Origin of the sequence: Pseudomonas sp. JL2 (genome assembly GCF_031570495.1) — a bacterium.
Taxonomy (GTDB): Bacteria; Pseudomonadota; Gammaproteobacteria; order Pseudomonadales; family Pseudomonadaceae; genus Aquipseudomonas; species Aquipseudomonas rhizophila.
In genome coordinates, this window is the sequence record NZ_JAKUDH010000001.1 from 139,383 (window position 1) to 163,404 (window position 24,022).

Below are 24,022 nucleotides of genomic sequence, written 5' to 3' on the forward strand. Positions count from 1 at the left end.
TACGATCATTCACCGAGATGTTGCTCCATGGACCAGTTGCTGCCGTTCGCCTTGTTCGCCTTTGTTGCCTCCATCACCCCGGGCCCGACCAATATCCTGGTGCTGAGCCACAGCTCGCGCTTTGGCCTGGCGACCACCTTGCCAATTATCCTTGGCGCCTGCGCCGCCGCAGCCTTGTTGGTGTTGTTGGTGGGCACCGGATTGGGCGATGTGCTGGCCCGTCATGCAACGCTCCAGACTTTGCTGTCATGGGCCGGAATTGCCTGGCTGAGCTGGATGGCCTGGCAAATATTCAGCACGCCAGTCCAGGCCATCGACCCTGAACGACCCATTGAGGGTCCGCGTCTTGGCTTGGCGGGGGCGGCCGGTTTGCAGTTGGTCAATCCCAAGACCTGGATGATGGCATTGGCGGTGGTCAGCGTCTTCGCCGGCACCGAGGCCGACCGCACCGTGCGGGTGCTCTGGCTGTCCCTGGCGTTCTTCGCGATTTCGATCCCATGCATGACCGCCTGGGCGTATCTGGGCCTCGGCGCCGCCAGATTCTGCCGATCCACCGTGGCCATGGGGCGGTTCAATCGGATCATGGCGGTGTTGTTGCTGATGTCGGCGTGGTTGACGTTGGTGGTGTGATCCTGATCAGGCGCAAGCATCTGATGCAGACCTGTCAGCGACTGGCCATGGAACCTGCAACCCCTTGCAACGGTTGGGCGGTTTAAAAACAAGCTCATTTTGGAGAGGATCGCCCACGCCCCGGCTTAGCGTATTTCAAAATTTCAGATGCTTAATCGACCCCAAGGAAGGAGGTCCATCATGTCCACTGTCGATTCCCATATCGATTTCATCCAGGCCAGGCTACCGGCCTGGTTGAAACAAGCTTCGCGCCACCGCCAAGAGCGTTTCAAGGTCCTTGCCCAGCAATTGCAGCGCGACAGCGATGCGCTGAACGCACGGCTTATCGACCTGCCAGCGCCGGAACCCTTCACACTCGATTTGCTACAGGCTCAACCGCCCATGCAGGCCTGGCGCCCGATCAATGGCCGCGGCAGTGTTTGCGACGCAGTACGGCGGGCAAGGGTCAGGCGCGAGCACTTCGGCCCCTCTCTGTCGGTGGTGGAGGCCGCCATGCGCAACTTTCCTCCTGCTGATGCGGCCACCGGCAGTTCTTTCGATAAAACCGGCGAGCTTTTCATCAAGGGCAAGCCTGGAGAGTTTTACCGTTGGGGTGCGCCGTCAGACACCACAGCATTGCCCACGACCCCTGCCAGTTTTGCCCGAGTCTGTCGGCAGGTGGATGTGGGCGGTGCCTACCAGCGTCTGCTCAAGCAACGCCTGCCGCCTATCGGCGACGAGGTTCCTGTCGTGGCTGACGCCTATATGGCCTACGCGCGCAGTCTGCTCGCCTATGACGCGTACGAGGCGAAGCTGGATGGACGCCTGGACGAGACCGGCGAGCGACTGTTGGCCTATGTCGGGGTGCGCCTCGAAGATCGTCCGGTGGCTTCCCTGGCGTGTGAGGTCAAGGGCCTGGAGGTGCTGTCTGCGCCGTTGTTCGGCGCACGGGTGTATTGGGGGTTGAAAGGGGACGCAAAAGGCGTTCGCCCGGTCGTCTTGCACCTGCCCTATGACGTGGTGGCCCCGATCAGGCAATTTCCCAGCCTGCAGGCCATGGCCGCAAAGCTGACCGAACTGGTGCGCAAACGCAGTTACCGCCAGAGCCTGATGCGTTACCTGCCGGTACGCTTGCAGGCCCGCTTAGGTGAGGCCCTGCATGACCAAGTGGAGTGGGAGATAAAAGACAACCTCAACCTTTTCCAGGAAATCCACGCGCGTATTGTGGGTTGGCGCGAAGGCGAGCTTGGCGAGGAGGGTAATCCCCGGCGCATTCGGGTGCCTGTTCCCCATGTCCCCTGGACCCTTAGCGATGTTCGCGAGGATCACTGGAATGATCGCTATCACGAATGGCGCACCCATACCCTGAGCAATGCCTCGGCGCTGATGATCTCGACCCGGGACCAGGACTGGCAGGCATTGCTGGCACGCCTGGAGTATTGGGAAGGCCTTGCCGAGCGTTCATTGATGCTGGCTGTCAGCTTCATTCCGTTCTGCGCTCCCATGGGGATGGCTGCGGCGGCGGTGGGCGGGGTGCGCCTGGTGTATGAGTTCTTTGAAGGTATCCAGGCGCTCAACGAAGGCCACGCGCAAGAAGGCATCAATCACATCTTCAACGTGCTGTTCGGGGTCGCCCAAGGTGCCTATCTGGGTTTCATCGGCGGGGCTGTTGAACCCATGCCCGTGCATGACGGCACGACGCGGCTGTGGAATGGCGATGTCACGCCCTTCCAGGCGCGACGCTTGCCGCCTGTGGAGGCCGAGCAGGACGCCTGGGGTGTCTGGCGTATGCCAGACGAGGCATGGGTGCGGATCGATGGTCGTTATTTCGAGGTGCAAGGCACCGGCGAGGCCCTGGGGCTGCGCCTGCCTGCCGGTCACCGAGGCGTGACCCCGCCTCTGGAGTGGAGCCGCGCGCGCGGCTGGCAATGGGCACACCGCAATCCCTTGCAGCGAAGCAATCTGGAGTTGCTGCGCAACTTTGTCGAGACGCCCGCCGAGCTGGACGACGCTATGCTCCTGGCCGTACAGCAGCAGGTCGGTATCAGCGAGGCGCATCTGCGCTACCTGCAAGTAGGCGGGCAGCCAATGCCGGCCATATTCGCCGATGCCCTCGCTGAGGCACGCAACTGGCAATGGGTGCAGCAGACCGTTGGACGCTTGCGCGCGGGTGAAGCACCCGGGAGCGCGCACATTCAGGTCACGCAAACCCTTGTGGATTTGCCCGGTTGGCCTGCGGACATGACGCTGCGCTTGCACGATGGCGAGCAGGTTCACTCCGTGGGCGACAGGGCCACCACGCGTTTTCTCGATCTGGACAAAGCGGACCTGGAGCATCATGCCTGGGCGGAGCGTATCCTGGCCGGCCTTCGCGCGGACGAACAGCGCGTGCTGCTGGGGCAGAGTTCTATCGGCCTGCGCCCGGTGGAAAGCAGTCGGTTGTTGGCCAGCCGCTGGGCCGATTATCTTGAGCGCAATGTTACGCAGGTGACTGCTGGCATGGCCTCGTCCACCCGGCTCGATCCGTTGGCCGCTCCGATAGTTCGGGCTTTTTCCGGGCTGCCTGAATCCATCGCCAACGAGCTTGCCCGGCAGTCTCAGGGCCAGGACCGGGTGCGGCTGCAAGCAGGCCGGGTGACGGGACGCCTGGGTAAACAATGCGTAGAAGCCCTGACTGAGCTGCGCCTGACTCGAGCCTTGCGCGATCTTGAGCGGGGTGAAAGCAGCGCGGACCGGGACCGCATTGTCATAGGCCTGCTTGGCAATGCGCCGCAACTGCAAGGCCGGTTGCACCTGCGGCTGTTGTCGGACAAGTTGTTGGCTCCGCTCGAGGTGGGAGAGAACGGCCCCTTGAAAGTCATCCGCCAGGACGGCGGGAAATACCATCCCTTCGACGAAAGGGGAAATGAGCTGGCTGGGGATTCGAGCCTCGAAGAGGCGCTGCTCAGAGCCATGCCGGATGAGGCCCGCAATGCGCTCGGCTTGAACATCTGGGCGTCGACCAACCTTCGCAAGGTGCTGGTGGAGCAAGCCCTTGGCGATCGCCAGAGGCTGCGTACGTACCTGTCGCTCAAACGCACGGGCAACGACGCAGCTGCCCTGCAATGGCAGAACGGACGCCTGGGTTATCCGCTCAGTGGGCGCGGGAAACTTCCTTTGCAGGGCTGGCGCCACCGTGTGGAAGGGCGTCTTGAACGCCTGTTTCCCTACTATGCCGGGGAATCGCTGGCCAGGCTTCAGCGTAGCCTGGCCGATCAGGCCAGGCGCGAAGGCATCAGCCTGGACACCCTGGTGACCCGGTTGAGCAACGATTGGGCAACGCTGGACGAAGGCCTGCGTCAGTGGGAGGTCCATGAGGGGGTTCATCACCCCGTCGAGAGCGAATATACCCGTGCAGATACCATCGCCATGCGCAGGGAGGTGGCGCAGGAGATCCGTCGCGCCTGGCGCCGTGAGCCGGATCCGCTCAGGGAGGATAGCGAGCTGACTCTACGTCTGTCGGGGTTGAACATCGGCCGGCTTCCTCCCATCAGCGCACGTTTCGAGCATATTGAAGAGCTGACGTTGGCTCATCTGGGGCTGAGCGAAGACCCTTCGAATTTCCTGAGGTTGTTTCCCAATATCGACACGCTGCGCCTGCATGGCAATGAGCTCACCGCCGTGCCGGTAGCGGCGGGTGAGTTTCGCTCTCTGGAGGAGCTGTCATTGGGCAGAAATCCGCTCAATATGAATGCTGACACCTTTGCCCCCTTGATCGGCGCCGACCGTGCTACTGGTTTGCGAGAGCTGCAGCTGTCCGAGGTGAGCAGTGGCTCGGACCCCGTGGCCAGTGCCAATATGGTCGCGGCCATCGGCCGCCTGGCTGAGTTGCCGTCCCTGCGTGAACTGGTCTGGTCCGACAACTTGCATTTCACCCCCCAGGAGCTGGAGGCCATCACCGCTTTACCAGGATTGCAAGCGCTGGACCTGGTTCGTTGTGGCCTTCGTCTGGATGAACAGGGCAGTGCATTCTTGCGTACCGCCACGGCCCTGGAGGACCTGCGCTTGAGCGGTAACAACTGTCGGGAATTACCCGATCTGCCGGAGCTTGCGCACCTCAAGGAGCTGGAACTGGCCAACGCGGGGCTCGATCGGGTACCGGCATTGGCCCTGGCGCTGTTGGCCAGGCCTTCATCCGATCCGATCTTCCTCGACCTCAAGGGCAATCGCATCAGCAACATCCAGGATGATCTGATTCCTGCCCTTGGCAACATGCCGAAGACGAACACCCTTGGGCTCTGGCTCGAAGATAATCCACTGCCCAGCACCCAGATCCGCGCCCTTCGCGCATTGGACCCCGAGGCCTTTCGCTACACCGTCGATGACTGGCTCCGTGACTTCCCCGACCTCAAGAGTGCATTGGAAGTGGCTCGCGACGATGCCGGAGGGCGGCGCTTCATCGATTGGTTCTGCGGCGCCATCCGTGACGCAGACGCCGATCAACCAGGCGGCCTGGCCCTGGGAGATCGTCAGAGGGCTGCCGGTATCCTGCAGTACTACACTGGCTACCCCGACCTTTATACCGAGCTGTCGGGGCGTATCGCAGATTTCGACCAGCAATTGGCCCAACTGCGTACCCGCTTGCAAGCGCGGGTTCTGGACAGGCAAACACCAGACGTTGCCGAGCTGGAGCTGCATTTCCTCATGTTCGGTTCGGTTCAGCGTGCCCGCCTCGAACCCCAGGGCATACACTTTGCGAGGTTCCTGACCAACCATTATGACTATTGGGGCCAGGTGTTAAGCGGCCGATATCCCGAGCTTGTGCAACGCCGGGCCGCGATGACCCGTGAGGGTTTCATCAACTGGCTCAGTGACGCGCAGGACACATTCAACAGCAATGATCAAACGCCCCGCGTAGGGGAACTGGCCTGGCGCCCGTATCTGGGGTTGATGTCTCGCGATTGGCTCGACGGCCTGGCCATCTGGGACACGGTGGAGGAAAACCTGGTGGATGCCTTCAGCGAGCCGGTGGATCCCTCCCATTGGCCGCAGGTATTGCTGGATAACCTGGCGCAACCGGACGCCGACCTGCCCAGCGCCCTGGAGTCAATCACCCAGCCCACAGGGACGATGTGGTATCGGGTGAGGCTCGAGGCCGTAGCGGATGTGAACTGGGCCGCAGGCGAGCCGGTGACGCTCACCGAAGACCAGTTCCGGCGCACCATGGCGATCTACCGTTCGGTCAAGAGCCGGGAAGTCGAGGCCATGGTGCATCGGATAACCACTGGCCTGGTCACCCCTTGGTGGTCGCTGCGACCGCAATAACCTGTGCCGGCACACCTGCCGCGAAGCTGTGGCGAGGGCGTAAATCCCCTCGCCACAGCGCCCTTGCAAAGGGGCGCATCAGGCATCGTTACACGGCGCAGCCATCGTCGCGGGTGAACACCAATGCCTTCAAGCCGCACTCCATATCCGCGTCGGGAAACTCCGGGGGATTGGCCAGGCGTTCCACGAACTTCAGGCCAGGCGCTTCGCGGGTGACGCCGTCGATGAGGAAGTCCGGGCCGGTGGCCGGGTCGTTGCTGCAGGCCAGGACCGTGCCAGTGGCGCACAACAGTTCCGGCAAGCGCCGCAGGACTCGCTGATAGTCCTTGGTCAGCAGGAAGCTGCCTTTCTGAAAGGTGGGGGGATCGATGATGACCAGGTCATAAGGGCCGCTGTTGATCACCTTGCCCCATGACTTGAACAAGTCGTGGCCAAGAAAACTCACCTGGCTCAGGTCATGGCCGTTCAGGCGATGGTTGTCGCGGCCACGACTCAAGGCCGCGCGCGACATGTCCAGGTTGACCACATGCTGTGCACCGCCGGCGATGGCTGCCACGGAAAAACCGCAGGTGTAGGCAAACAGATTCAACACTCGCTTGCCGCTGGCGTTGGCGCGAACCCAGTCGCGGCCGTAGCGCATGTCGAGGAAAAGACCGTTGTTCTGCTTCTTGCCCAGGTCGATCCGATAGCGCAAGCCGCCTTCGACCAAGGTCCATTCGTCCAGAGCCTCACCCACCAGCCACTGGGTAAGGCTGTCGGGAAGGTAACGGTGTTGCACGGCCAGCGTATGGGCCTTGCTCTGTTGCCAGGCCGGGGTAACGGTGAGGGCGAGCAGCATGGACATCAGATCGTCCAACTGCGTCGGCTCAGGCTGCTTGAACAACGAAACCAGCATCACCCCTTGTAGCCAGTCGACGGTGATCTGCTCCAACCCCGGCCAGCAGCGACCGCGACCATGGAACAGGCGCCGGGTTTCTTCCGGCACCGAGGTCAGGGCCGTCAGTAAATGGGTCTGCAGGGTTTGAAGGGCTTCAGGGTTCATCGGACAAGGCCAGCAATGCGAAAGGCCGGCATTTTAACCAGCCTTTCAGCAGGTGCAATCTGTGGCGAGGGGATTTATCCCCGCTGGCTGCAAAGCAGCCCTGCCTGCCAACTCGGTGTGCCAGGAAGATGGAGTCTGCTGCATTGGGGCTGCTTCGCAGCCCAGCGGGGCGGTGCGACGTTTCGCTAAATCCCCTCGCCACAAAGGTGCTACCTAACTGCCGCTAGTAGCCAAAATGCTCGCAACCTGTTGCGGCTGACAGTTGAGGTAGGCCGAACGCTTGAGCCAGCTCGGGTCCGGGTACCAGGAAAACATGAATTGCCCGTCCTTAAGTTTGTCGATCACCTTGCGCGCCACCTGCGGGCGGACGGCAGGGCAGCCCAGGCTGCGGCCGATGCGCCCCTGACGCACGCTCCACAACGGGTTCACATAATCGGCGGCGTGGATCACGATCGCGCGGTCGCGGGCCAGGTCATTGAAGCCCGGCTCCAGACCGTCCATGCGCAACGAGTATCCATGGGCGCCCTGATAACTTTCCTGAGTGCGAAACAGTCCCAGGCTCGACTGGAAACTGCCCAGGCGATTGGAGAACTGGGTGGCGAAGTTTTCCCCGGATTTTTGCCCGTGGGCCACCAGGTCGCGCAATACCAGCTTCTTCTGGCGCAGGTCGAAGATCCACAGGCGACGGGCCGTGGAAGGTTGCGAGTAGTCGATGACCGCCAGGTGGCGGGCTGGGCGAGCGCCGTTGGCGACAGCGCATTGCATGGCGCTCAAGGCACTTTTGAGCGCTTGGGGATTGAGTTCCGGCGCCGCGTGGGTGAGGCTGTTGTAAAGCGGCTGAGAATTTCCTTTGTCGGCCAGCGCCGGGCTGCACATCACGCCAAGGCCGGTGATGACCAGGCAGAGTCGGCGCAAGAGGCTTGCTGAAGATGGAAAATTCCCACGGTGGTGTTTGTTTGCGGCATCCCGTCCGATTTGGTTTGTTTGCATGATGGCGGGTCGTACCTGTCGCAAAGTTGACCGTCAACGGGACGGCCATGGATTGGAGTAAAGCAGTTGTTCAAAAAGTCCGCATGTTACCTGAGCCTTTTATTGCTCACTGCGCCATTGGTCGCAACAGCCGAGCAAAGCGATCCGGCATTGGTGCAAACCACCTTGGCCCAGCTGTCGCTCAACTGTCCCGAGCTGGCCGCAGGCGTCGACTTTCCGACGATGATGAGTTTGCAGGCGTTCTACGAGCAAAACGCAGGCCAGGAAGTCTGGTCGGACGATGAGCGACGGATGGCGTTGCAGGCACAGTTGCAGCAACTGGCCGACGACGGACTGGACCCGGCACGCTACAGCTTGCCCGCAGAAGGAACCGCCCAAAACCCCCATTGTGTAGACATCGCCATCAGTCAGCGCTACTTGCAAGCGCTGTATGAGCTGCGTTTCGGATACCTGCCTCAGGACCGCCTGGAGCCGGTGTGGAAGGCCGACCCGCTGCCACAGGATCGTCAGGCCGAGGTGTTGGCCATTGCCGGGTCGGGCCTGCAGGACTTGGACGAGGCCTTTGAGCAGGCACGGCCGAGCCTGGCGCTGTATCGCAACTTGCGTGAACTTTACGCCCGGCAACGGCAACAGCCCTTGCCCGAATGGCAACCGGTGCCCGGCGGCCCCTTGTTGCACCCGGACAAGCGGGACGCCCGCGTACCGGCCCTGGCCCAGCGATTGTTCAGCGAAGGCTATTTCAGCGCGCCCCCCGTGATCATCGACGATCACTACAACCCCGACCTGGTGGCAGCGATGAAAAGCTTCCAGCTTCACCATTCGCTGCAAGCCGATGGGGTAGTGGGGCCATGGACGGTGACGGAGCTGAACATCAGCCCGTTCATGCGGCGCGAGCAGTTGCGCGTCAATCTGGAGCGCATGCGCTGGCTGGCCCGGGACCTGGAGCCGGACAGCGTACTGGTCAATGTGGCGGCGGCCCGGTTGACGGTCTACCAGGACGGCGCAGCGGTCTGGCAAACCCGCACCCAAGTGGGCCGCGCGGACCGGGAAACCCCATTGCTCAAGTCCCGAGTGACACGACTGACACTTAACCCGACCTGGACCATCCCCCCGACTATCATGCGTGAAGACAAACTGCCTGAGATTCGTCGGGACCCAGAGTTCTTGAGTCGACACAACCTGAGGGTGATCGATCGCGATGGCTTGCCGTTACTGGCCCAGGACATCGATTGGGAGCATCCCGGCGGCCTCATGCTGCGCCAGGACCCCGGTCCGCAAAACCCACTGGGTAAAATGGCGATCCGCTTTCCCAACCCGTTTTCCGTGTACCTGCATGACACGCCCAGCCAGTCACTGTTCAGCAAGGAACCGCGGGCGTTCAGTTCGGGGTGTGTGCGAGTCGAACAGGCCATGCAGTTGCGTGACTGGTTGGTGAGCCCGGCTGAACGTCTGCGCACCGACACGCTGCTGGCCAGCGGGCTGACTCATGAGTTCAGGCTGGCCAGGCCGGTGCCGATTCTGTTGGGCTACTGGACAGTGCAAGCCGACAACCAGGGGCAGGCGGTGTACATCCCGGATATCTACAAGCGTGATCAGCTCCTCTCCGCCGCCAAGGGCAGCGTGCTCTGATGGCGGTCAGGCGCACTCGCTGCTGGCTTGAACCTGTGCAGTCTCCTCGCGCTGCGGAAACAGCCGCCGGCCAAGGTCATAGGCAGTGGCCAGGTGAAGCGCCGGTTCGAGGGTTTCCGAGTCGAGCAAACGTTGGGAACTGACCACCCGGGCGCCGCAGTAATCAAAGATGCCGTGGTCGATTTGCGCGGTCATCGCCTGGCCATAACCGTGGCGCAGGAACGTACCCTCATCAGCCCCGCCCAGGGCCACCAGATGCACCTGCAAACGCTGCAGTTTTTTGATAAAGGGTTTATCGAGGCTGAAATCGAACGCCCAGCCGTTGGAAAACACCCGGTCGATCCACCCTTTGAGCAATGCTGGCATCGACCACCAGTAAATGGGATACACCAGCACCAGCGCATCTGCGCGGTCGATTCTGGCTTGTTCGGCCACAACGTCCATGGGCGGTGAGGCCTCGCGGTGGTGTACCGCGTGATCGGCGAAACTGAACCGCGGATCGAAGCCTTCGGCGGCCAGGTCGGCGATCTCGAACGTATCGACGGGATTGGCTTGGCTCAGGCCTTGGGCGATTTTTTTCGCGAGGCCGTGGGTAAGGGAATGGGGATCGTGATGAGCGACAACGATGAGTGCGTGCATGGCAAAACTCCTCATGGCAATGACCGGTATCAAGCAGGTATGCTTGGTTAAGTTACCTTTAGTAAGTTGCGGTTGGTAAAGTTAGTATGTCAAGCCTTGATGAAAATTCGCGATCTTCTGCTGCTCCCCGTCGACGCTTGTCTCGCGAGGATCGGCAACGGCAGCTGTTGGATGTCGCCTGGCGGCTGGTGCGAGAGGAGGGCAGCGAAGCGCTGACCCTGGCCCGCCTCGCGGAACAGGCGGGGGTAACCAAACCCATCGTGTATGACCACTTCACCACTCGGTCCGGGCTGCTGGCGGCGCTCTATCAGGATTTCGATGCCCGTCAGACGGCGCTCATGGACGCCGCCCTGGAAGCGAGCGAACCGACACTGCAAAGCCGCGCGGAGGTGATTGCTGCTTCGTTTGTCGAATGCGTCCTGCTGCAAGGCCGGGAGATCCCGGGGGTGATCGCGGCGCTGACCAGTTCGCCAGAACTGGAGCGCATCAAGCGCGAATATGAGGCGATTTTCCTGGACAAGTGCCGAGCCGTCCTGGAACCGTTCGCCGGTACACGGGCCATCACCCAGGCGAGTCTGCGGGCGATGCTGGGCGCGGCAGAAGCCCTGTCCAATGCCGCTGCCACCGGGGAAGTCAGCGCCGCCGAGGCCAAGCAAGAGCTCTTTGTGACCATCGTGGCGATGGTGGATAGAGCCGCCCGCATCGGCGCAACCTGAACCTTCCCCATCGCGAATGGCCCGAGCCCCCTGTGGGAGCGAGCCTGCTCGCGATAGCGTCAGCCCAGTCACTGCACTTTTATGAAGCCGCAGGCGATGGGTCGCACCATGGCAAGGCAATCGTCCGCGTATGGAGGCGTCAGGCGAGCGTCTGTAAGCATGAGGTGACTGGACGGCCTTTTTCACGGGCAAGCCCGCTCCCACAGGGATTTTCGAGGGTTGCAAGCAGCGTTGGGTCTATGACTTCAGGGCGGCAGACAAAGGCTTGGCACGCTCGCTGCAAGAGGCTGTTCAGGCCCACTGTAAATACATTCAAGTGGGCAACCCTGTCGGTCAACGAAGATCGAGAGCCAGCAGGCCGGGGATAACGGTAGATCGGGGCTCAGTCGCCGGATCGATACCGCACAGAACAGGCAAAGACGCCTGGAACCGCAAGGTTTCAGGCGTCTTTTTTTTTGCTTTCAAAACCGTGATGGGCTTTTGTCGGGTGCTTTTATGAATTCCAATGTTGCTTCCCTGAACAAGCTGCAAACACTGATCGTGATCGGCAATGGCATGGTCGGCCATCACTGCGTCGAGCAACTGATCGAGCGCGGTGCCCTCAATCATTACCACCTGCATGTGTTCAGCGAAGAACCAATGCGCGCCTATGATCGCGTGCATCTGTCGGAGTATTTCTCTGGCCGTGACACCGAGTCCCTGGCGCTTGGGCAAGCCTCGTTGTACCAGACCCCTGGCGTCACGCTGCACCTGGGCGTGCCGGTGCTGGAAATTGATCGCGAGGCGCGCCAGGTGGTCACTGCCCAGGCTCGCATCAGCTACGACAAACTGGTGCTCGCTACCGGCTCTTACCCGTTCGTGCCACCGATCCAGGGCGCCGAAGGCGATTCCTGCCTGGTCTATCGCACCCTGCAAGACCTGGACGCCATTCGTGCCGCCGCAAGCAACGCCCGCCGGGGTGTGGTGGTCGGTGGTGGTCTGCTGGGCCTGGAAGCGGCCAATGCCCTCAAGACCCTCGGCCTGGAAGCCCATGTGGTGGAGTTCGCCCCACGATTGATGCCGGTACAACTGGATGAGCAGGGCGGTCTGGCCCTCAAGGCGCGCATCGAGAAACTGGGCGTCGGCGTGCATCTGTCCAAGGGCACTCAGTCCATCAGCGCCGGTGAACAGTACCGTTATCGGATGAACTTCGGCGATGACGATTTCCTGGAAACTGACCTGATCGTATTTTCTGCCGGCATTCGCGCCCAGGATGCCCTCGCTCGCCAGTGCGCTCTGCAGATCGGCCCGCGCGGTGGCGTGGTGATCGATGACCATTGCCTGAGCAGTGACCCGGACATCTACGCCATCGGCGAATGCGCAGCCTGGAACGGCAGCATCTTCGGCCTGGTCGCTCCGGGTTACCAGATGGCCCGCAACGTCGCGGCTCGCTTGTGCGGTGAAAGCGCCGAGCCGTTCACTGGCGCGGACATGTCCACCAAGCTCAAGTTGCTGGGGGTGGACGTAGGTTCCATCGGCGACGCCCACGGCAATACACCGGGGTCGCGCAGCTTCCAGTTCATCGATCAAACCAGCGCCAGCTACCGGAGACTGGTCGTGGACGCCGATGGCAAACGAGTGATCGGCGCGGTCCTGGTGGGCGACAACAGCTACTACGACACCCTGCTGCAATACATGCAGAACGGCATCGCGTTGCCCAAGGAGGCTGCCGGCCTGATCCTGCCGAGTTCCGAAGGTGCACCCACGTTGGGCCCGGCAGCACTGCCTGCGGCGGCGACCATCTGCTCGTGTCACAACGTCACCAAAGGCTCGATCTGTGCGGCCATCGACAGCGGCTGCACCGACCTTGGGCAACTGAAATGCGATACCAAGGCCGGCACCGGTTGCGGGGGTTGCGCCGCCCTGGTCAAGCAGGTGTTCGAGCACGAACTGATTGCTCGCGGCGTCAGTGTCGACAAGAGCCTGTGCGAACACTTCGCCTATACCCGCCAGGAGCTTTATGCCTTGGTGCGGGTTGAAGGCATCATCAGCTTCGACGAGCTACTGGCCAAGCACGGCCGCGGGCACACCGGTTGCGACTTGTGCAAACCGGCGGTGGGCTCGATCCTGGCGTCGTGCTGGAACCAGCCGATCATGGACCCGTCCCTGGTGCCGTTGCAGGACACCAACGACACCTTCATGGCCAACATGCAGAAAAACGGCACCTATTCGGTGGTGCCACGCATCGCCGGGGGCGAAATCACTGCCGACAAGCTGATCGCCATCGGCGTGGTCGCCAAAAAATACGACCTCTACACCAAGATCACCGGCGGCCAGCGCATCGACCTGTTCGGCGCCCAGTTGCACCAGTTGCCGGATATCTGGGCCGAACTGATCGAAGCGGGTTTCGAAACCGGGCACGCCTACGGCAAGTCGACCCGCACGGTGAAGTCCTGCGTGGGCAGCACCTGGTGCCGCTACGGCGTGCAGGACAGCGTGCAAATGGCCCTGACCATTGAAGATCGCTACAAGGGTTTGCGCTCGCCCCACAAGCTCAAGTTCGCGGTGTCCGGTTGCACCCGCGAGTGCGCCGAAGCCCAGAGCAAGGACGTCGGCGTGATCGCCACCGAGAAGGGCTGGAACCTTTACGTGGCCGGTAACGGCGGCATGCGCCCGCGTCACGCCGAGCTGTTCGCCACCGACCTGGATGACGCGACCCTGATCCGCTACATCGACCGCTTCCTGATGTTCTACATCCGCACCGCCGACAAGTTGCAGCGTACGTCGGTCTGGCGCGAAAGCCTGGAAGGCGGCCTGGACTACCTCAAGGACGTCATCATCGAAGACAGCCTGGGCCTGGGGGCCGAACTCGAAGCCCAGATGCAACTGGTGGTCGATCGTTATGAATGCGAGTGGGCCAACGCCCTCAAAGACCCGGACAAGCTCAAGCGCTTCCGCACCTTCGTCAACGACGGTCGCGGTGATCCGGATGTTCATTTCGTCAGGGAGCGCGGCCAGCGCCGGCCGGTTCACGCCCACGAGCTTCACCTGATTCCCGTCACCGAGGAGGTGCTCTGATGAGCCAGTCAAACGTCGTTCGTATCCCCACCCGCAACGCGGCCCAAAGTCCCGTGCAATGGCGTGCCCTGTGCAGCCGCGAGGATCTGGTGCCCAACTCCGGCGTGGTCGCCTGGCACGACGGCAGCCAGGTGGCGCTGTTGTACCTGCCCGAACAGCAGGACAAACCGCTGTATGCCATCGACAACCGCGACCCCAAGTCCGGGGCGAACGTGATCGGTCGGGGGCTGTTGGGCAGCATCAAGGGTGAACTGGTGATCGCATCGCCCCTGTACAAACAGCATTTCCGCCTGGAAGACGGCCATTGCCTGGAATACCCGGAGCAGCGTCTGCGGGTGTGGCCGGTGCGCCTGAATGGTGATGTGGTGGAGATTGGCGAAGACTGATCCGCCTCTGACCGGGGCGCCACAATGAATCAGGCAATTTAAGTGCATTGGCTTGCCTTTAACTGAAGTTGGGAATCAACAATGAAAACAGCCGCTCAACTGGTAAGACTCAAGAGTGTGCAGAACCAGCAGGTTCACAGCATCGCGCCGGAGCAGACCGTGCTCGAAGCGCTGCAGATCATGGCCGAGAAAAACGTCGGCGCGTTGCCGGTGATCGAAGACGGTCAGGTGGTTGGCGTGTTCAGCGAGCGTGACTATGCGCGCAAGCTGGTGTTGCAGGGACGCTCCTCGGTGGGCACTTCGGTACGCACCGTCATGAGTGCTCCCGTGGTCACCGCTGATAGCCAGCAGAGCATCGACCGCTGCATGGAAGTCATGACCGATAGCCACCTGCGACACTTGCCGGTGCTGGATAACGGCCAGTTGATGGGGTTGTTGTCCATTGGCGATCTGGTGAAGGAGGCGATTGTCGAGCAGGCGGATTTGATCCGGCAGCTGGAGCATTACATTCGCGGGCACTGAACCCACAGGGAATTTATCTGTGGGAGCAAGGCTTGCTCCCACAATGGTGCGAAGTTTCGCTAAATTCCCTCACCCCAACATCAGCAATTGCCGGATCAGATTCGGCGTACTGCCGGTCCAGCGCTTGAACGAGCGGCGAAAATTCGCCGTGTCGTTGAAGTTCAGGTATTGCGCCACTTCCTCGTTGCTGAACCCCTTGACCTGGTACAAGTACAACGCCACATGGGTGTGCACCCGGTCCACCTGTTGCTGGAACCCGGTATGGTGCTTGTGCAGCTTGCGCTTGAGCGTCGCCGGGCTCATGGCGAAAGCCTGGGCGATCTGTTCCAGGCTGGGCGTCTGCTGCACATGGCTGTGCAGGTAGTCGTAGACGCAGTCCAGAAAGCTTGCCGCGAAACCCAGTTGATCGAGTTGGTCTCGGGCTTCGATCCGCGCCACCTGGCCGGCGGTGGCCGACACGTTGGGCCAGGGCTGGGCCAGGCAGTGGCGGGGCAGGCGCATCAGGTCCAGCGGTCGATTGAATTGCGTCTGTTCACCCAGATGCACCCAGTACTGTTCGACGTAACGCGGCTCCTCATGGCGAAAGCTGCATTGCCAGGGCAGCCGTTCGCCGCTCAGCCATGCACTCATGGCAACCATCGAAGTCATGCTGGCTTCCAGTATGAAGCGCCATTGTTCATCCGCACCGCAACTGTCCAGCCAATGGATGTAGGCGTAGTGCTCGTCCAACAACAGGCGCGGCGCGGCCAGGGGGCTGAGCAGTGCTTGCTGGTCAATCAGGGTTTCCAGGGCCTGATGCAGATTCTGCGCGTGGCGTAGCGCATGGCTGGCTGGCCCGTAATGCCCCGGCAGCAGCCGCTGGCCAAAGAGGAAACTGCTGTCACTGGCATCGAGCAGGCGTCGGCTGTTGTCGATCAGGCCAAGAAACTGTTGCGGGCTGATGCGGCTCTGGCCAGCGAGGATATCGTCGTGGAACAGCCCGGTGCCACGCAGCAGGCGGTGGCTGTCGATGTCACGCGACAGTGCCAGATCGATCAGCGCGGCAGGCTGATAGTGCCCCGGAATGAAGCGGCTGTCGGTTTCATACCAGCAGGTCTTGAGGGTCATGGGCCGGCCTCAGGCGCTTTTCAACGTGGAACGGGATCGGGCCAGCGTCAGGTTGAGGCGTTTGAGCAAGGCCTCCGGCGACTCGTCAAATGCCATCACCACGGCGGTGCTGGCGGCCAGTTGCAAGCGCTCGCCGTGTTGCCGAGTCTTGTGGGCCAGGCTGCCAACCGCGTGGGCCAGTTCTGCGGCCAGATATCGGGCCTGGCTCTCGCCGGTGTCGGGCAGCAGGACCACAAAGCGATCACCGGCCAGGCGACAAAGCAGATCCTGACGGCGCAGGTTCAGCACCAGCAACTGGCTGACGGCTTGCAGCACCGCATCGCCCTCGCCGTGACCGAAGCGCTGATTGATGGCGGTGAAGTTGTCCAGGTCCAGGGCCAGCAATGACAAGGGCTGCTGGCGGCGTCGGCTGTCCTCCAGGCTGCTCGTCAGTTCATGTCTGAAAAAGTCCGCGCCTCCCAGCGGCGTGAGTTTGTCGAACAGGCGGTGCTCGCGGAACAACCGTTCACGCTTTTCCATTTGTCCGTTGATCGCCAGTTGTTCCCGGTGCCAGTGATAGATGCCGAGGGTCAGCAGAATCATGCCCACCGGCATCGGCCCGGACTCCAGCCAGTGGTCCCAGGTGATGCTGTCGGGCAAACGGATGAACTCGTCGAGGCTGTCGATCCACCAGGAAAAAAAGATGCAACCCAGGCCCCATACGAGGTAGTTGGTCACCCGACCGGCCGGGCGACTCTTGAGCACCAGGCCGAGCCAGACCAGCGCCAGCAAGGCCGAGCCGCCTTCGCCAAGGATATCCAGCCAGACCCACTCACTCAGCGGTTTGAGCTCACCGTTGGCCAGGTGGAGCATCAGCCCGAGGTTGGCCGCCAGCAGAAGCAGGGCGAGTTTGAGGCGGTGCGGGCGCAGCACGGAGAACATGGCCGGAATCCTTTGCCAGAAGCGGAATGCGGCTCAGCACAGCAGATGGATGTGACAGTGCGGTGACGGTGGGTGAATGGGTGGGGGAGGTCGAATCAGCTCATTGGTTGTCCGGATTTTTATGCATGAGATCGCCCTTATCTCATTGTGGCGAGGGGATTTTGTGGGAGCAAAGCTTGCTCGCGACGAAGACGACGCGGTTTTTCAGGGGATCGAGGCGCCTGCATCGCGAGCAAGCTTTGCTCCCACAGCGGTGTGGAGCGACGTTTCGCAAAAAGTGATCGGCTCCTGAAGGCCTGTGCGACTCGGAAACAGGTCATTTCAGCTCATTCTGGTCCGCCAACCCCCTCACATCAGTGTGTTTTAGGCCCTGCGGGCAAACGCTGTCACAGAACCGTCACCCCCCACCCCTAGCGTGCCCTCCCAGTTGCCGGGCCGTTGCCTGGCGGATTTTCGGATTCCTGGGGGAGACCACCATGCATCACCGCACAAGCACTGCCGGGCTCGTCGGTTTTACGTTCACCGCGTTGGCGATGGCCATTGCCAGTGAACGGCTGAGCGCTGCCGAGCAGACGACCACTGAACACGTCCAAGTGGTCGGACAGGCGGCCAGCATCGATCAGGCCCTGAAGGAGCAGCGCAGCGCCGACAGCATCAAGAGCGTGGTGCATGCCGACGGCGTGGCGCAGTTGCCGGATGAAAACGTCGCCGAAGCCGTGCAGCGCCTGCCGGGCATCAGCGTCGAACGTGACCAGGGCGAAGGTCGTTTTGTCAGCGTGCGGGGCCTGGGGCCAGACCTCAACAGCGTGACCATCAACGGCACGCTGGTGCCGGCACCGGAAAGCGAGCGCCGGGCCGTTGCCCTGGACGTGCTGCCCGCGGAGCTGGTGCAGTCGCTGTCGGTGATCAAGACCCTGACGCCGGACATGGACGCCAACTCCCTGGGCGGCACGGTCGACGTGAAAAGCCTCTCGGCGTTCGACCACAAGGGCTTGTTCTACACCGGCAGCAGCGAAGCCAGCTACGACAAGAATACCGGCCAGACGAGTCCGAAATTCTCTGGCGCTATCAGCGACCGTTTCAGCCTGGGCGACGGCATCGATAACTTCGGCGTTGCAGCAGCGCTGAGCTGGCAGAAGCGCGATTTTGGCTCGGACAACGTTGAAACCGGCGGCGCCTGGGATTTCGAGCAAGGCTCACGACTGGAAGAGTTCGAACAACGCGACTATGACATCCGTCGGGAGCGCGCCGGCGGCGGGCTGAACTTCGACTACAAGCCTGATGATCTGAGCAGCTACTACCTGCGCACGCTTTACAGTCGTTACAAAGACAGCGAAACCCGCAATGCCGCCAGCCTGGCTTTCGAAGATCCGCAAGCGGCCGGTGAGCTGGGTGCCGCAGAAGGCGAGCGCAAGATCAAGCAGCGCGAAGAAACCCAGGAGATCCAGTCCTATGTACTGGGCGGGGAGCGCATGTTCGGTCTCTGGACTCTCAGCGGCCAGGGCGGCTACAGCAAGTCCAGCGAGGACAGCCCCGGTCATATCGCCGGTGCCACATTCGAAGGCATCGACAGTTTCGAGGGGGGCTTCTACGGCAACGACAAGCCGCGGCCGATCATTGGTTCGGGGTTCTATGATCCGGCCAACTTCAGCCTTGACAAGGTGGACTGGGAACAGCAGAACACCACCGACACCGAGAAAAACCTGCGCCTGGACCTGGCCAGAGACTATGACGTCAGTGGCTACGCCTCCCAGGTCAAATTCGGCGGCAAAGTCAGCCGCCGCGACAAGGACAACGACCTCGACGCCTGGGTCTATGAGGATTTCGACGATCTGGGGTTCACCGACGAGCAGTTGAACCTCGGACAATTCCAGAAGGGCAACGTGGATTACAGTCTCGGCCGTTACGGTCCAGGCATCAGTGCCGGAGCCATTGAACAATTGTTGGGTGGTCTGGACCGCGACGCCTTCTTTGATGCGCAAGAGTCGCGGGTCAATGACTTCCAGATGAGCGAAGACATCAACGCCGCCTACCTGATGAACACGGTGGACATCGACGATTGGCGCTTGATCGCCGGCATGCGTTATGAAGGCACGGAGTTCGAAGCCAAAGGCAGCGGCGTTACCGACGGCGTGTTCACCGACACCCAAACCCGGCGCAAATATCACCACTGGCTGCCGGGCCTGCACGCGCGTTACCAGTTGGACAAGAACACCCAGGTGCGTGCGGCCTGGACCAAATCCGTGGTGCGCCCGACCTTCGGGCAACTGGCCCCGGGTTTTGTCATTGACGATGACGAGGCGACCTTCGGCAACCCGGACCTCAAACCCCTGGAGTCGAGCAACCTGGACCTGGGCATTGAACATTTCATGGGCCGGGCCGGCACTGTGTCGGCTTTCGTGTTCTACAAAGACATCAAGAACTTCGTCTACAACACCGACCTGGCGGGCACGGGCGCCTGGGCCGACTTCTCCGAAGCCCATAGCTTCGCCAACGGTGACAGCGCCAAGCTCTATGGCCTGGAACTGGCCTACTCACAAAAATTCGACTGGCTGCCAGCCCCCTGGAATGGATTGCTTCTGGGGGCCAACACCACCTTCAGTCGGTCGGACGCCGAGATCGAAGGGTTCGATCAGGCCAGCGGAACACAACGCAAGCGCAGCATCGACCTGCCGAACCAGTCGGACACCGTGGGTAACCTGATGCTGGGCTGGGAAAACGACAAGCTGAGCTTGCGCCTGTCGGCCAATTACAAGTCGGCCTACCTGTATGAGCTGGCGTCCATCAGCGACCGCGACCATGACCTGCACGTTGACGCCCAGACCTTTGTCGACTTCAGCGCCCGCTACTCTCTGACCAAAAACCTGCAAGTGAGCCTGGAAGCCCAGAACCTCACCGACGAGTCGTATTTCGTCTACACCGGCCACCGCGCCTACAACGGTCAATACGAAGAATACGGCCCGACCTACAAGCTGGGGCTGACCTTCACCCATTTCTAGATCGCGACGCCGATCCGTCAGGGCGAGGGGAAAAATCCCCTCGCCCTGCAGGTGGACAAAAGACCCGTTTGAACCCGGCTCAATGACAAGGATTTTTCCGTTGAACACAGCTTTGTTTTTACCCAAGCAGTACCTGTTGGCAATGCTCATCAGCCTGGCAAGCGTTCCAGCGTTGGCGGCTTCCCCAACCCTGAAGCTGCAACCCTGGCCTCAGGCACAGGAACGCTCGATCAATGCCCTGGGATTCGTGCCCGGCCATTGGACCAGCGAACGACTGGCCAGCGCCCGTGAAGGCTTGCTGTTGCTGGATGCCCAAGGCCGCGAACTGTCACGCCTGGAGGGCTCCTTCGAAGGTCTCGACAGCCGTGCCCTCGGGGCGAACGTTCTGGTGGCCAGCCTCGACAGCACTCGTCAGCAAGCACTGTTGGTCAACCTCGATCCGGATAAACGTCAGTGGGGGACGCCGCTGTACCTTCCTGCGCGAGATTTCCCGGTGAACGGGCTGTGCCTGTACCGCGATGAAGCGAGCAACCTGTTTGTGTTTCTGGTGGGTGAAGAAGGCAAGGGGGAGCAATGGCTGGTGGGCAACGGCGAGCACCTGAGCGCCAGTGCACAGCGCGTACGCGGCTTGCCACTGCCGCCCGATGCCCAGACCTGTCAGGTGCAAGACAGCGCCAATCAACTGTTCGTCAACGAGGAACAAGTCGGCTGGTGGGCCTACCCGGCATCCTCCGAGGCCGATGCCGTGCGTGTACCCGTGGCGATGCGCACGCCGTTCGGTGACATCCAGCAGGCCGCTGGGGACCTGGCGGCGTTACCAGGCGGGTTGCTGGGCCTGGACCCACAAGCGCGACAGCTGCATCTGTATCAGCAAGACGGCCAGGGCTGGACCTCGACAGCCCGTCTGGCGCTGCCGGGCCTGAACGAGCCGGAAAATCTGGCGGTACGGGCGACGAAAAACGGCCTTGAACTGTTGTTGCGCGACGATGACAGCGCACGCCTGTATCAGGGCCAAATCAATTGGCAACCCACCCCTGTGTCCCTGCCGCCGGTGCTGCCTACAGTGGCTGCCGGTGGCCAGAGCGAGCCGGTGGCGCGCCAGGGCGACGCGGCGGATGATCCGGCGATCTGGGTTCATCCCACGACACCTGCCTTGAGCCGGGTGCTGGGCACCAACAAGAAGCAAGGCCTGCTGACGTATGACCTGCACGGCAAGCTGCTGCAGGAGCTGGCGGTGGGCCGCCTCAACAACGTCGATGTGCGCGGCAACTTCAAGCTGGGCACGCAAACCGTCGATCTGGCAGTCGCCAGCAACCGCGACCGCAACAGTCTCAGCCTGTTCAGCATCGACCGGGTCAGCGGCGAACTGCGCGAGGCCGGCGAGATCCCCACGCCACTCAAGGAAATCTACGGCATCTGCCTGTTCCAGCCGGTTGAGGGCGAACTGTATGCCTTCGCCAATGGCAAGGACGGGCGATATTTGCAGTACCGCCTCAGCGCCCCGGACGGTGTGGTGAAAGGTGAGTTGGTGCGCCAGTTCAGCGTCGACAGCCAGCCTGAAGGTTGCGTCGCCGATGACCGGCGGCAGCGACTGTTTCTCGGTGAAGAAGACGTCGGAGTCTGGGCGGTGGATGCCCGGGCCGACCGGCCGGCGACATTGGACAACGTGATCAAGGTCGGACCTCAGTTGCATGCCGACGTCGAGGGCATCGCCCTGTACCAAGGCGCCGGCCACGATTACCTGGTGATCTCAAGCCAGGGCAACGACAGCTATGTGCTACTTGATGCCGAACCGCCTTATGCCGTGCGCGGTGCGTTCCGTGTCGGCCTGAACGGCGCCGCGGGCATCGACGGCGCCTCGGAAACCGATGGCCTGGAAGTCACTTCGGCCAACCTTGGCGGTCCCTGGAGCGACGGCATGCTGGTGGTCCAGGACGGCCGCAAACGGATGCCCGAGCAGACCCAGAACTTCAAGCTCGTGCCCTGGAACGAAGTCGCGAAAGCCTTGCGCCTGCCTTGAGCGGCGCTGTCATCAACCGGTCATGAACATTTCATCGAATAGCAGCCAGACAGGAGCTCTACCCATGCAAGCCACGCTGGAACATATGACAATCTGGGGCCTGATCAGCGATGCGAGTCTTCTGGTCAAGGCTGTCATGCTCACACTGCTGCTGGCCTCGCTGCTGAGCTGGTACCTGATCATCCAGCGCAGCGCCGTGTTGCGCCGCACCGAGCGCCAGTTCAAGGGTTTCATGCAGCGTTTTCGCAGCACCAGTGATTTGCCAGCGCTGTTGCGCGAGACCGCCCAGGTGCGCGAGGAAGAGGGCGGCGTGGAGCCGATCTTTCACGCCGGCTTCCAGGCTTTCACCCAGCTCAACGTGCCCTCCGGCAGCCCACAGGTGGTGCTTGAAGGGGTGGAGCGTTCGCTGCAAGTGGCAATCAGCGAGCAGGAGGTGCAGTTGGAGAAAGGCTTGCAGTTTCTCGCCACGGTCGGTTCGGTCAGCCCTTACATCGGTTTGTTCGGCACGGTCTGGGGGATCATGAATGCCTTCCTGGGGTTGTCCCAGGTGCAACAGGCCAGCCTCTCCACCGTGGCGCCGGGCATCGCCGAGGCGTTGATCGCCACCGCCATCGGCCTGTTCGCGGCGATTCCCGCGGTGATCGCCTACAACCGCTTTTCCGCCCGCGGCCAGACCTTGCTGACACGCTACTACGCGTTTGGCAACGAGCTGCAGGCACGCCTGCATCGCAAGCTGCACGGCGCTCCGGTGAACCTGGCCGCGGCCGCTTGAGAGGAGAGGGCAGATGCTAGTCAAGCCGCAACGCAAGCACGGGCCCAAGGCCGAAATGAACGTGGTGCCTTACATCGATGTGATGCTGGTGCTGCTGGTGATCTTCATGGTCACGGCACCCATGCTGACCCAAGGCGTGAAAATCGAGCTGCCCAAGGTCGCCAGCCAGGCATTGGCCAACGATAGCCGCCAACAGATCCTGACCCTGTCTGTTAAGGCCGAGGGCGGTTACTACTGGAACCTGGGTGCTGAACTGGACACCCAAAGCCAGACCGACAGCGCCGTGGACCTGGATCAGATGCGCGCCAAAGTGGCCCAGGTTGTCGCCGAGCGCAGCGATACCCAGGTGTATATCCGTGCCGACGACCACGCCGACTACGGTCGTGTCGTGGCCGCCATGGCCGCCTTGCAGCAGGGCGGAGTGAGCAACCTTGGCCTGGTGACCGAGGCACCCCGATGACGGCGATGATCATGCACAGTCCATCCTTGGGTTTACCCACGGTGTCTGGCAGTGGTTTCTGGAGGAACAGCCTGGCAGCGGGACTCGCCGTGGCCTTGCACGCGGTTGTCGCGGCATTGCTGGTGCTGGGCTGGACCGTAGAGAAACCGACCGTCGAAGCGCCCCGGGTGCTGCGCACGCAATTGGTGATGTTGCCACCGCTGCCGGTGCCTGAAGCGCCTGCGCCGACCGCCGTGGCAGAGGTCGCCCCAGAACCGGTCGAAGCCACGCCGGCTCCAGTGCAAGCGCCACGCCCGGCGCCGAGCAAACCTGCGGTCGATCCAAGGCTTCAGGCACAGAAACTGGAGCAGGCAACCCTGGCGCGCAAACGGGTCGAGGAGCAAAAGCGCGAGCAGCAGGCCCAGCAACAGGCCCAGCAGCAGCGCGAGCGTCAGGAGAACCAGCGACGTCAGCAGGAAGCCGAGCAACAGGCCGCCGAACGACAGCGCCAAGCGGCTCAACAGGCCCAGGCGCTCGCCCGGCAACGCCAAGCCGAACAGGCGCGCCTGGCCGCCGCCGACAGTCGCCACTATCAACCCCTGAGCAAAGAGGCCCCGGATTATCCGCAACGGGCTTTGGACAAAGGGTTGGAAGGCGATTGCACGGTGGAGTACAGCGTCAAGCCGGACGGGCGAATCGACAACCCCAAGGTGCTGGATGGCTGCCATCCGTTGTTCATCCGACCCTCGCTGACTGCGGCCCAGACCTTCCGTTATCAGCCGCGGATCGTCGACGGCCAGGCCGTGACAGTGCCGGCGGTGCGCAATACCTTTCACTACCGCATCGAATAGAACCCGAGCCTGTTGCGGC

Annotated in this window: 17 protein-coding genes; 12 read left to right on the plus strand and 5 right to left on the minus strand. The window is 62.0% G+C overall.

From position 1 onward, the window contains the following. Positions 1-27 precede the first annotated feature (27 nt). The gene (locus MKS85_RS00760; protein WP_139050347.1) at positions 28-630 is read left to right on the plus strand and encodes a LysE family translocator; all 603 of its coding nucleotides are present in this window, start codon (positions 28-30) and stop codon (positions 628-630) included. A 180-nt stretch (positions 631-810) separates the two neighbouring features. Further along, positions 811-5,913, plus strand: a complete 5,103-nt coding sequence (locus MKS85_RS00765; RefSeq protein WP_310662548.1) for a dermonecrotic toxin domain-containing protein — start codon at positions 811-813, stop codon at positions 5,911-5,913. Between the two features lie 88 nt (positions 5,914-6,001). On the opposite strand, the gene MKS85_RS00770 is transcribed toward MKS85_RS00765, so the two are convergent. Both MKS85_RS00770 and MKS85_RS00775 read right to left on the minus strand, forming a co-directional pair. Beyond that, positions 6,002-6,955, minus strand: coding sequence for a class I SAM-dependent methyltransferase (locus MKS85_RS00770; protein ID WP_139050345.1), 954 nt, complete (start codon positions 6,953-6,955; stop codon positions 6,002-6,004). A gap of 213 nt (positions 6,956-7,168) precedes the next feature. Further along, positions 7,169-7,831, minus strand: coding sequence for a murein L,D-transpeptidase catalytic domain family protein (locus MKS85_RS00775; protein WP_047226636.1), 663 nt, complete (start codon positions 7,829-7,831; stop codon positions 7,169-7,171). 180 nt (positions 7,832-8,011) lie between these two features. Here MKS85_RS00775 and MKS85_RS00780 point away from each other — a divergent pair, with 180 nt between their 5' ends. Then, the gene (locus tag MKS85_RS00780) at positions 8,012-9,574 is read left to right on the plus strand and encodes a L,D-transpeptidase family protein (protein WP_310662549.1); all 1,563 of its coding nucleotides are present in this window, start codon (positions 8,012-8,014) and stop codon (positions 9,572-9,574) included. Positions 9,575-9,580: 6 nt separating this feature from the next. Here MKS85_RS00780 and MKS85_RS00785 read toward each other — a convergent pair whose 3' ends face one another. Then, positions 9,581-10,213, minus strand: coding sequence for an NAD(P)H-dependent oxidoreductase (locus MKS85_RS00785; RefSeq protein WP_310662550.1), 633 nt, complete (start codon positions 10,211-10,213; stop codon positions 9,581-9,583). Between the two features lie 86 nt (positions 10,214-10,299). On the opposite strand from MKS85_RS00785, the gene MKS85_RS00790 reads away from it, so the two are divergent. From MKS85_RS00790 to MKS85_RS00805, 4 genes are all read left to right on the plus strand, one after another. Further along, entirely contained in the window at positions 10,300-10,929 is a 630-nt protein-coding gene (locus tag MKS85_RS00790) for a TetR/AcrR family transcriptional regulator (RefSeq protein WP_305468373.1), read from the plus strand. 495 nt (positions 10,930-11,424) lie between these two features. Continuing rightward, positions 11,425-13,986 (plus strand): nitrite reductase large subunit NirB, encoded by a 2,562-nt coding sequence (nirB, locus tag MKS85_RS00795; RefSeq protein ID WP_310662551.1) that lies wholly within the window; start codon positions 11,425-11,427, stop codon positions 13,984-13,986. After that, complete coding sequence (gene nirD / locus MKS85_RS00800; protein ID WP_160892665.1) at positions 13,986-14,372, plus strand: nitrite reductase small subunit NirD; 387 nt, start codon at positions 13,986-13,988, stop codon at positions 14,370-14,372. The genes nirB and nirD overlap by 1 nt, the downstream gene beginning before the upstream one ends. An 81-nt stretch (positions 14,373-14,453) precedes the next feature. Next, on the plus strand, positions 14,454-14,894 hold the full coding sequence (locus MKS85_RS00805; RefSeq protein ID WP_310662552.1) for a CBS domain-containing protein: 441 nt from the start codon (positions 14,454-14,456) through the stop codon (positions 14,892-14,894). Positions 14,895-14,963: 69 nt separating this feature from the next. Here MKS85_RS00805 and MKS85_RS00810 read toward each other — a convergent pair whose 3' ends face one another. Continuing rightward, positions 14,964-16,001, minus strand: a complete 1,038-nt coding sequence (locus MKS85_RS00810; RefSeq protein WP_047226519.1) for an AraC family transcriptional regulator — start codon at positions 15,999-16,001, stop codon at positions 14,964-14,966. 9 nt (positions 16,002-16,010) lie between these two features. After that, a complete protein-coding gene (locus tag MKS85_RS00815; RefSeq protein ID WP_047226518.1) occupies positions 16,011-16,922 on the minus strand; it encodes a GGDEF domain-containing protein in 912 nt (303 codons plus the stop codon). Positions 16,923-17,398: 476 nt separating this feature from the next. Here MKS85_RS00815 and MKS85_RS00820 point away from each other — a divergent pair, with 476 nt between their 5' ends. The 5 genes from MKS85_RS00820 to MKS85_RS00840 all read left to right on the plus strand — a co-directional run bounded on the left by MKS85_RS00820 (position 17,399) and on the right by MKS85_RS00840 (position 24,003). Further along, on the plus strand, positions 17,399-19,921 hold the full coding sequence (locus tag MKS85_RS00820) for a TonB-dependent receptor (RefSeq protein ID WP_047226516.1): 2,523 nt from the start codon (positions 17,399-17,401) through the stop codon (positions 19,919-19,921). 82 nt (positions 19,922-20,003) lie between these two features. Further along, positions 20,004-21,941, plus strand: coding sequence for a phytase (locus tag MKS85_RS00825; protein ID WP_310662553.1), 1,938 nt, complete (start codon positions 20,004-20,006; stop codon positions 21,939-21,941). 64 nt (positions 21,942-22,005) lie between these two features. Then, entirely contained in the window at positions 22,006-22,713 is a 708-nt protein-coding gene (gene tolQ, locus MKS85_RS00830; RefSeq protein ID WP_047226514.1) for a protein TolQ, read from the plus strand. Positions 22,714-22,726: 13 nt separating this feature from the next. Further along, a complete protein-coding gene (gene tolR / locus MKS85_RS00835) occupies positions 22,727-23,173 on the plus strand; it encodes a protein TolR (protein WP_047226513.1) in 447 nt (148 codons plus the stop codon). Next, positions 23,170-24,003, plus strand: coding sequence for a TonB family protein (locus tag MKS85_RS00840; RefSeq protein WP_310662554.1), 834 nt, complete (start codon positions 23,170-23,172; stop codon positions 24,001-24,003). The genes tolR and MKS85_RS00840 overlap by 4 nt, the downstream gene beginning before the upstream one ends. Positions 24,004-24,022: the final 19 nt, after the last annotated feature.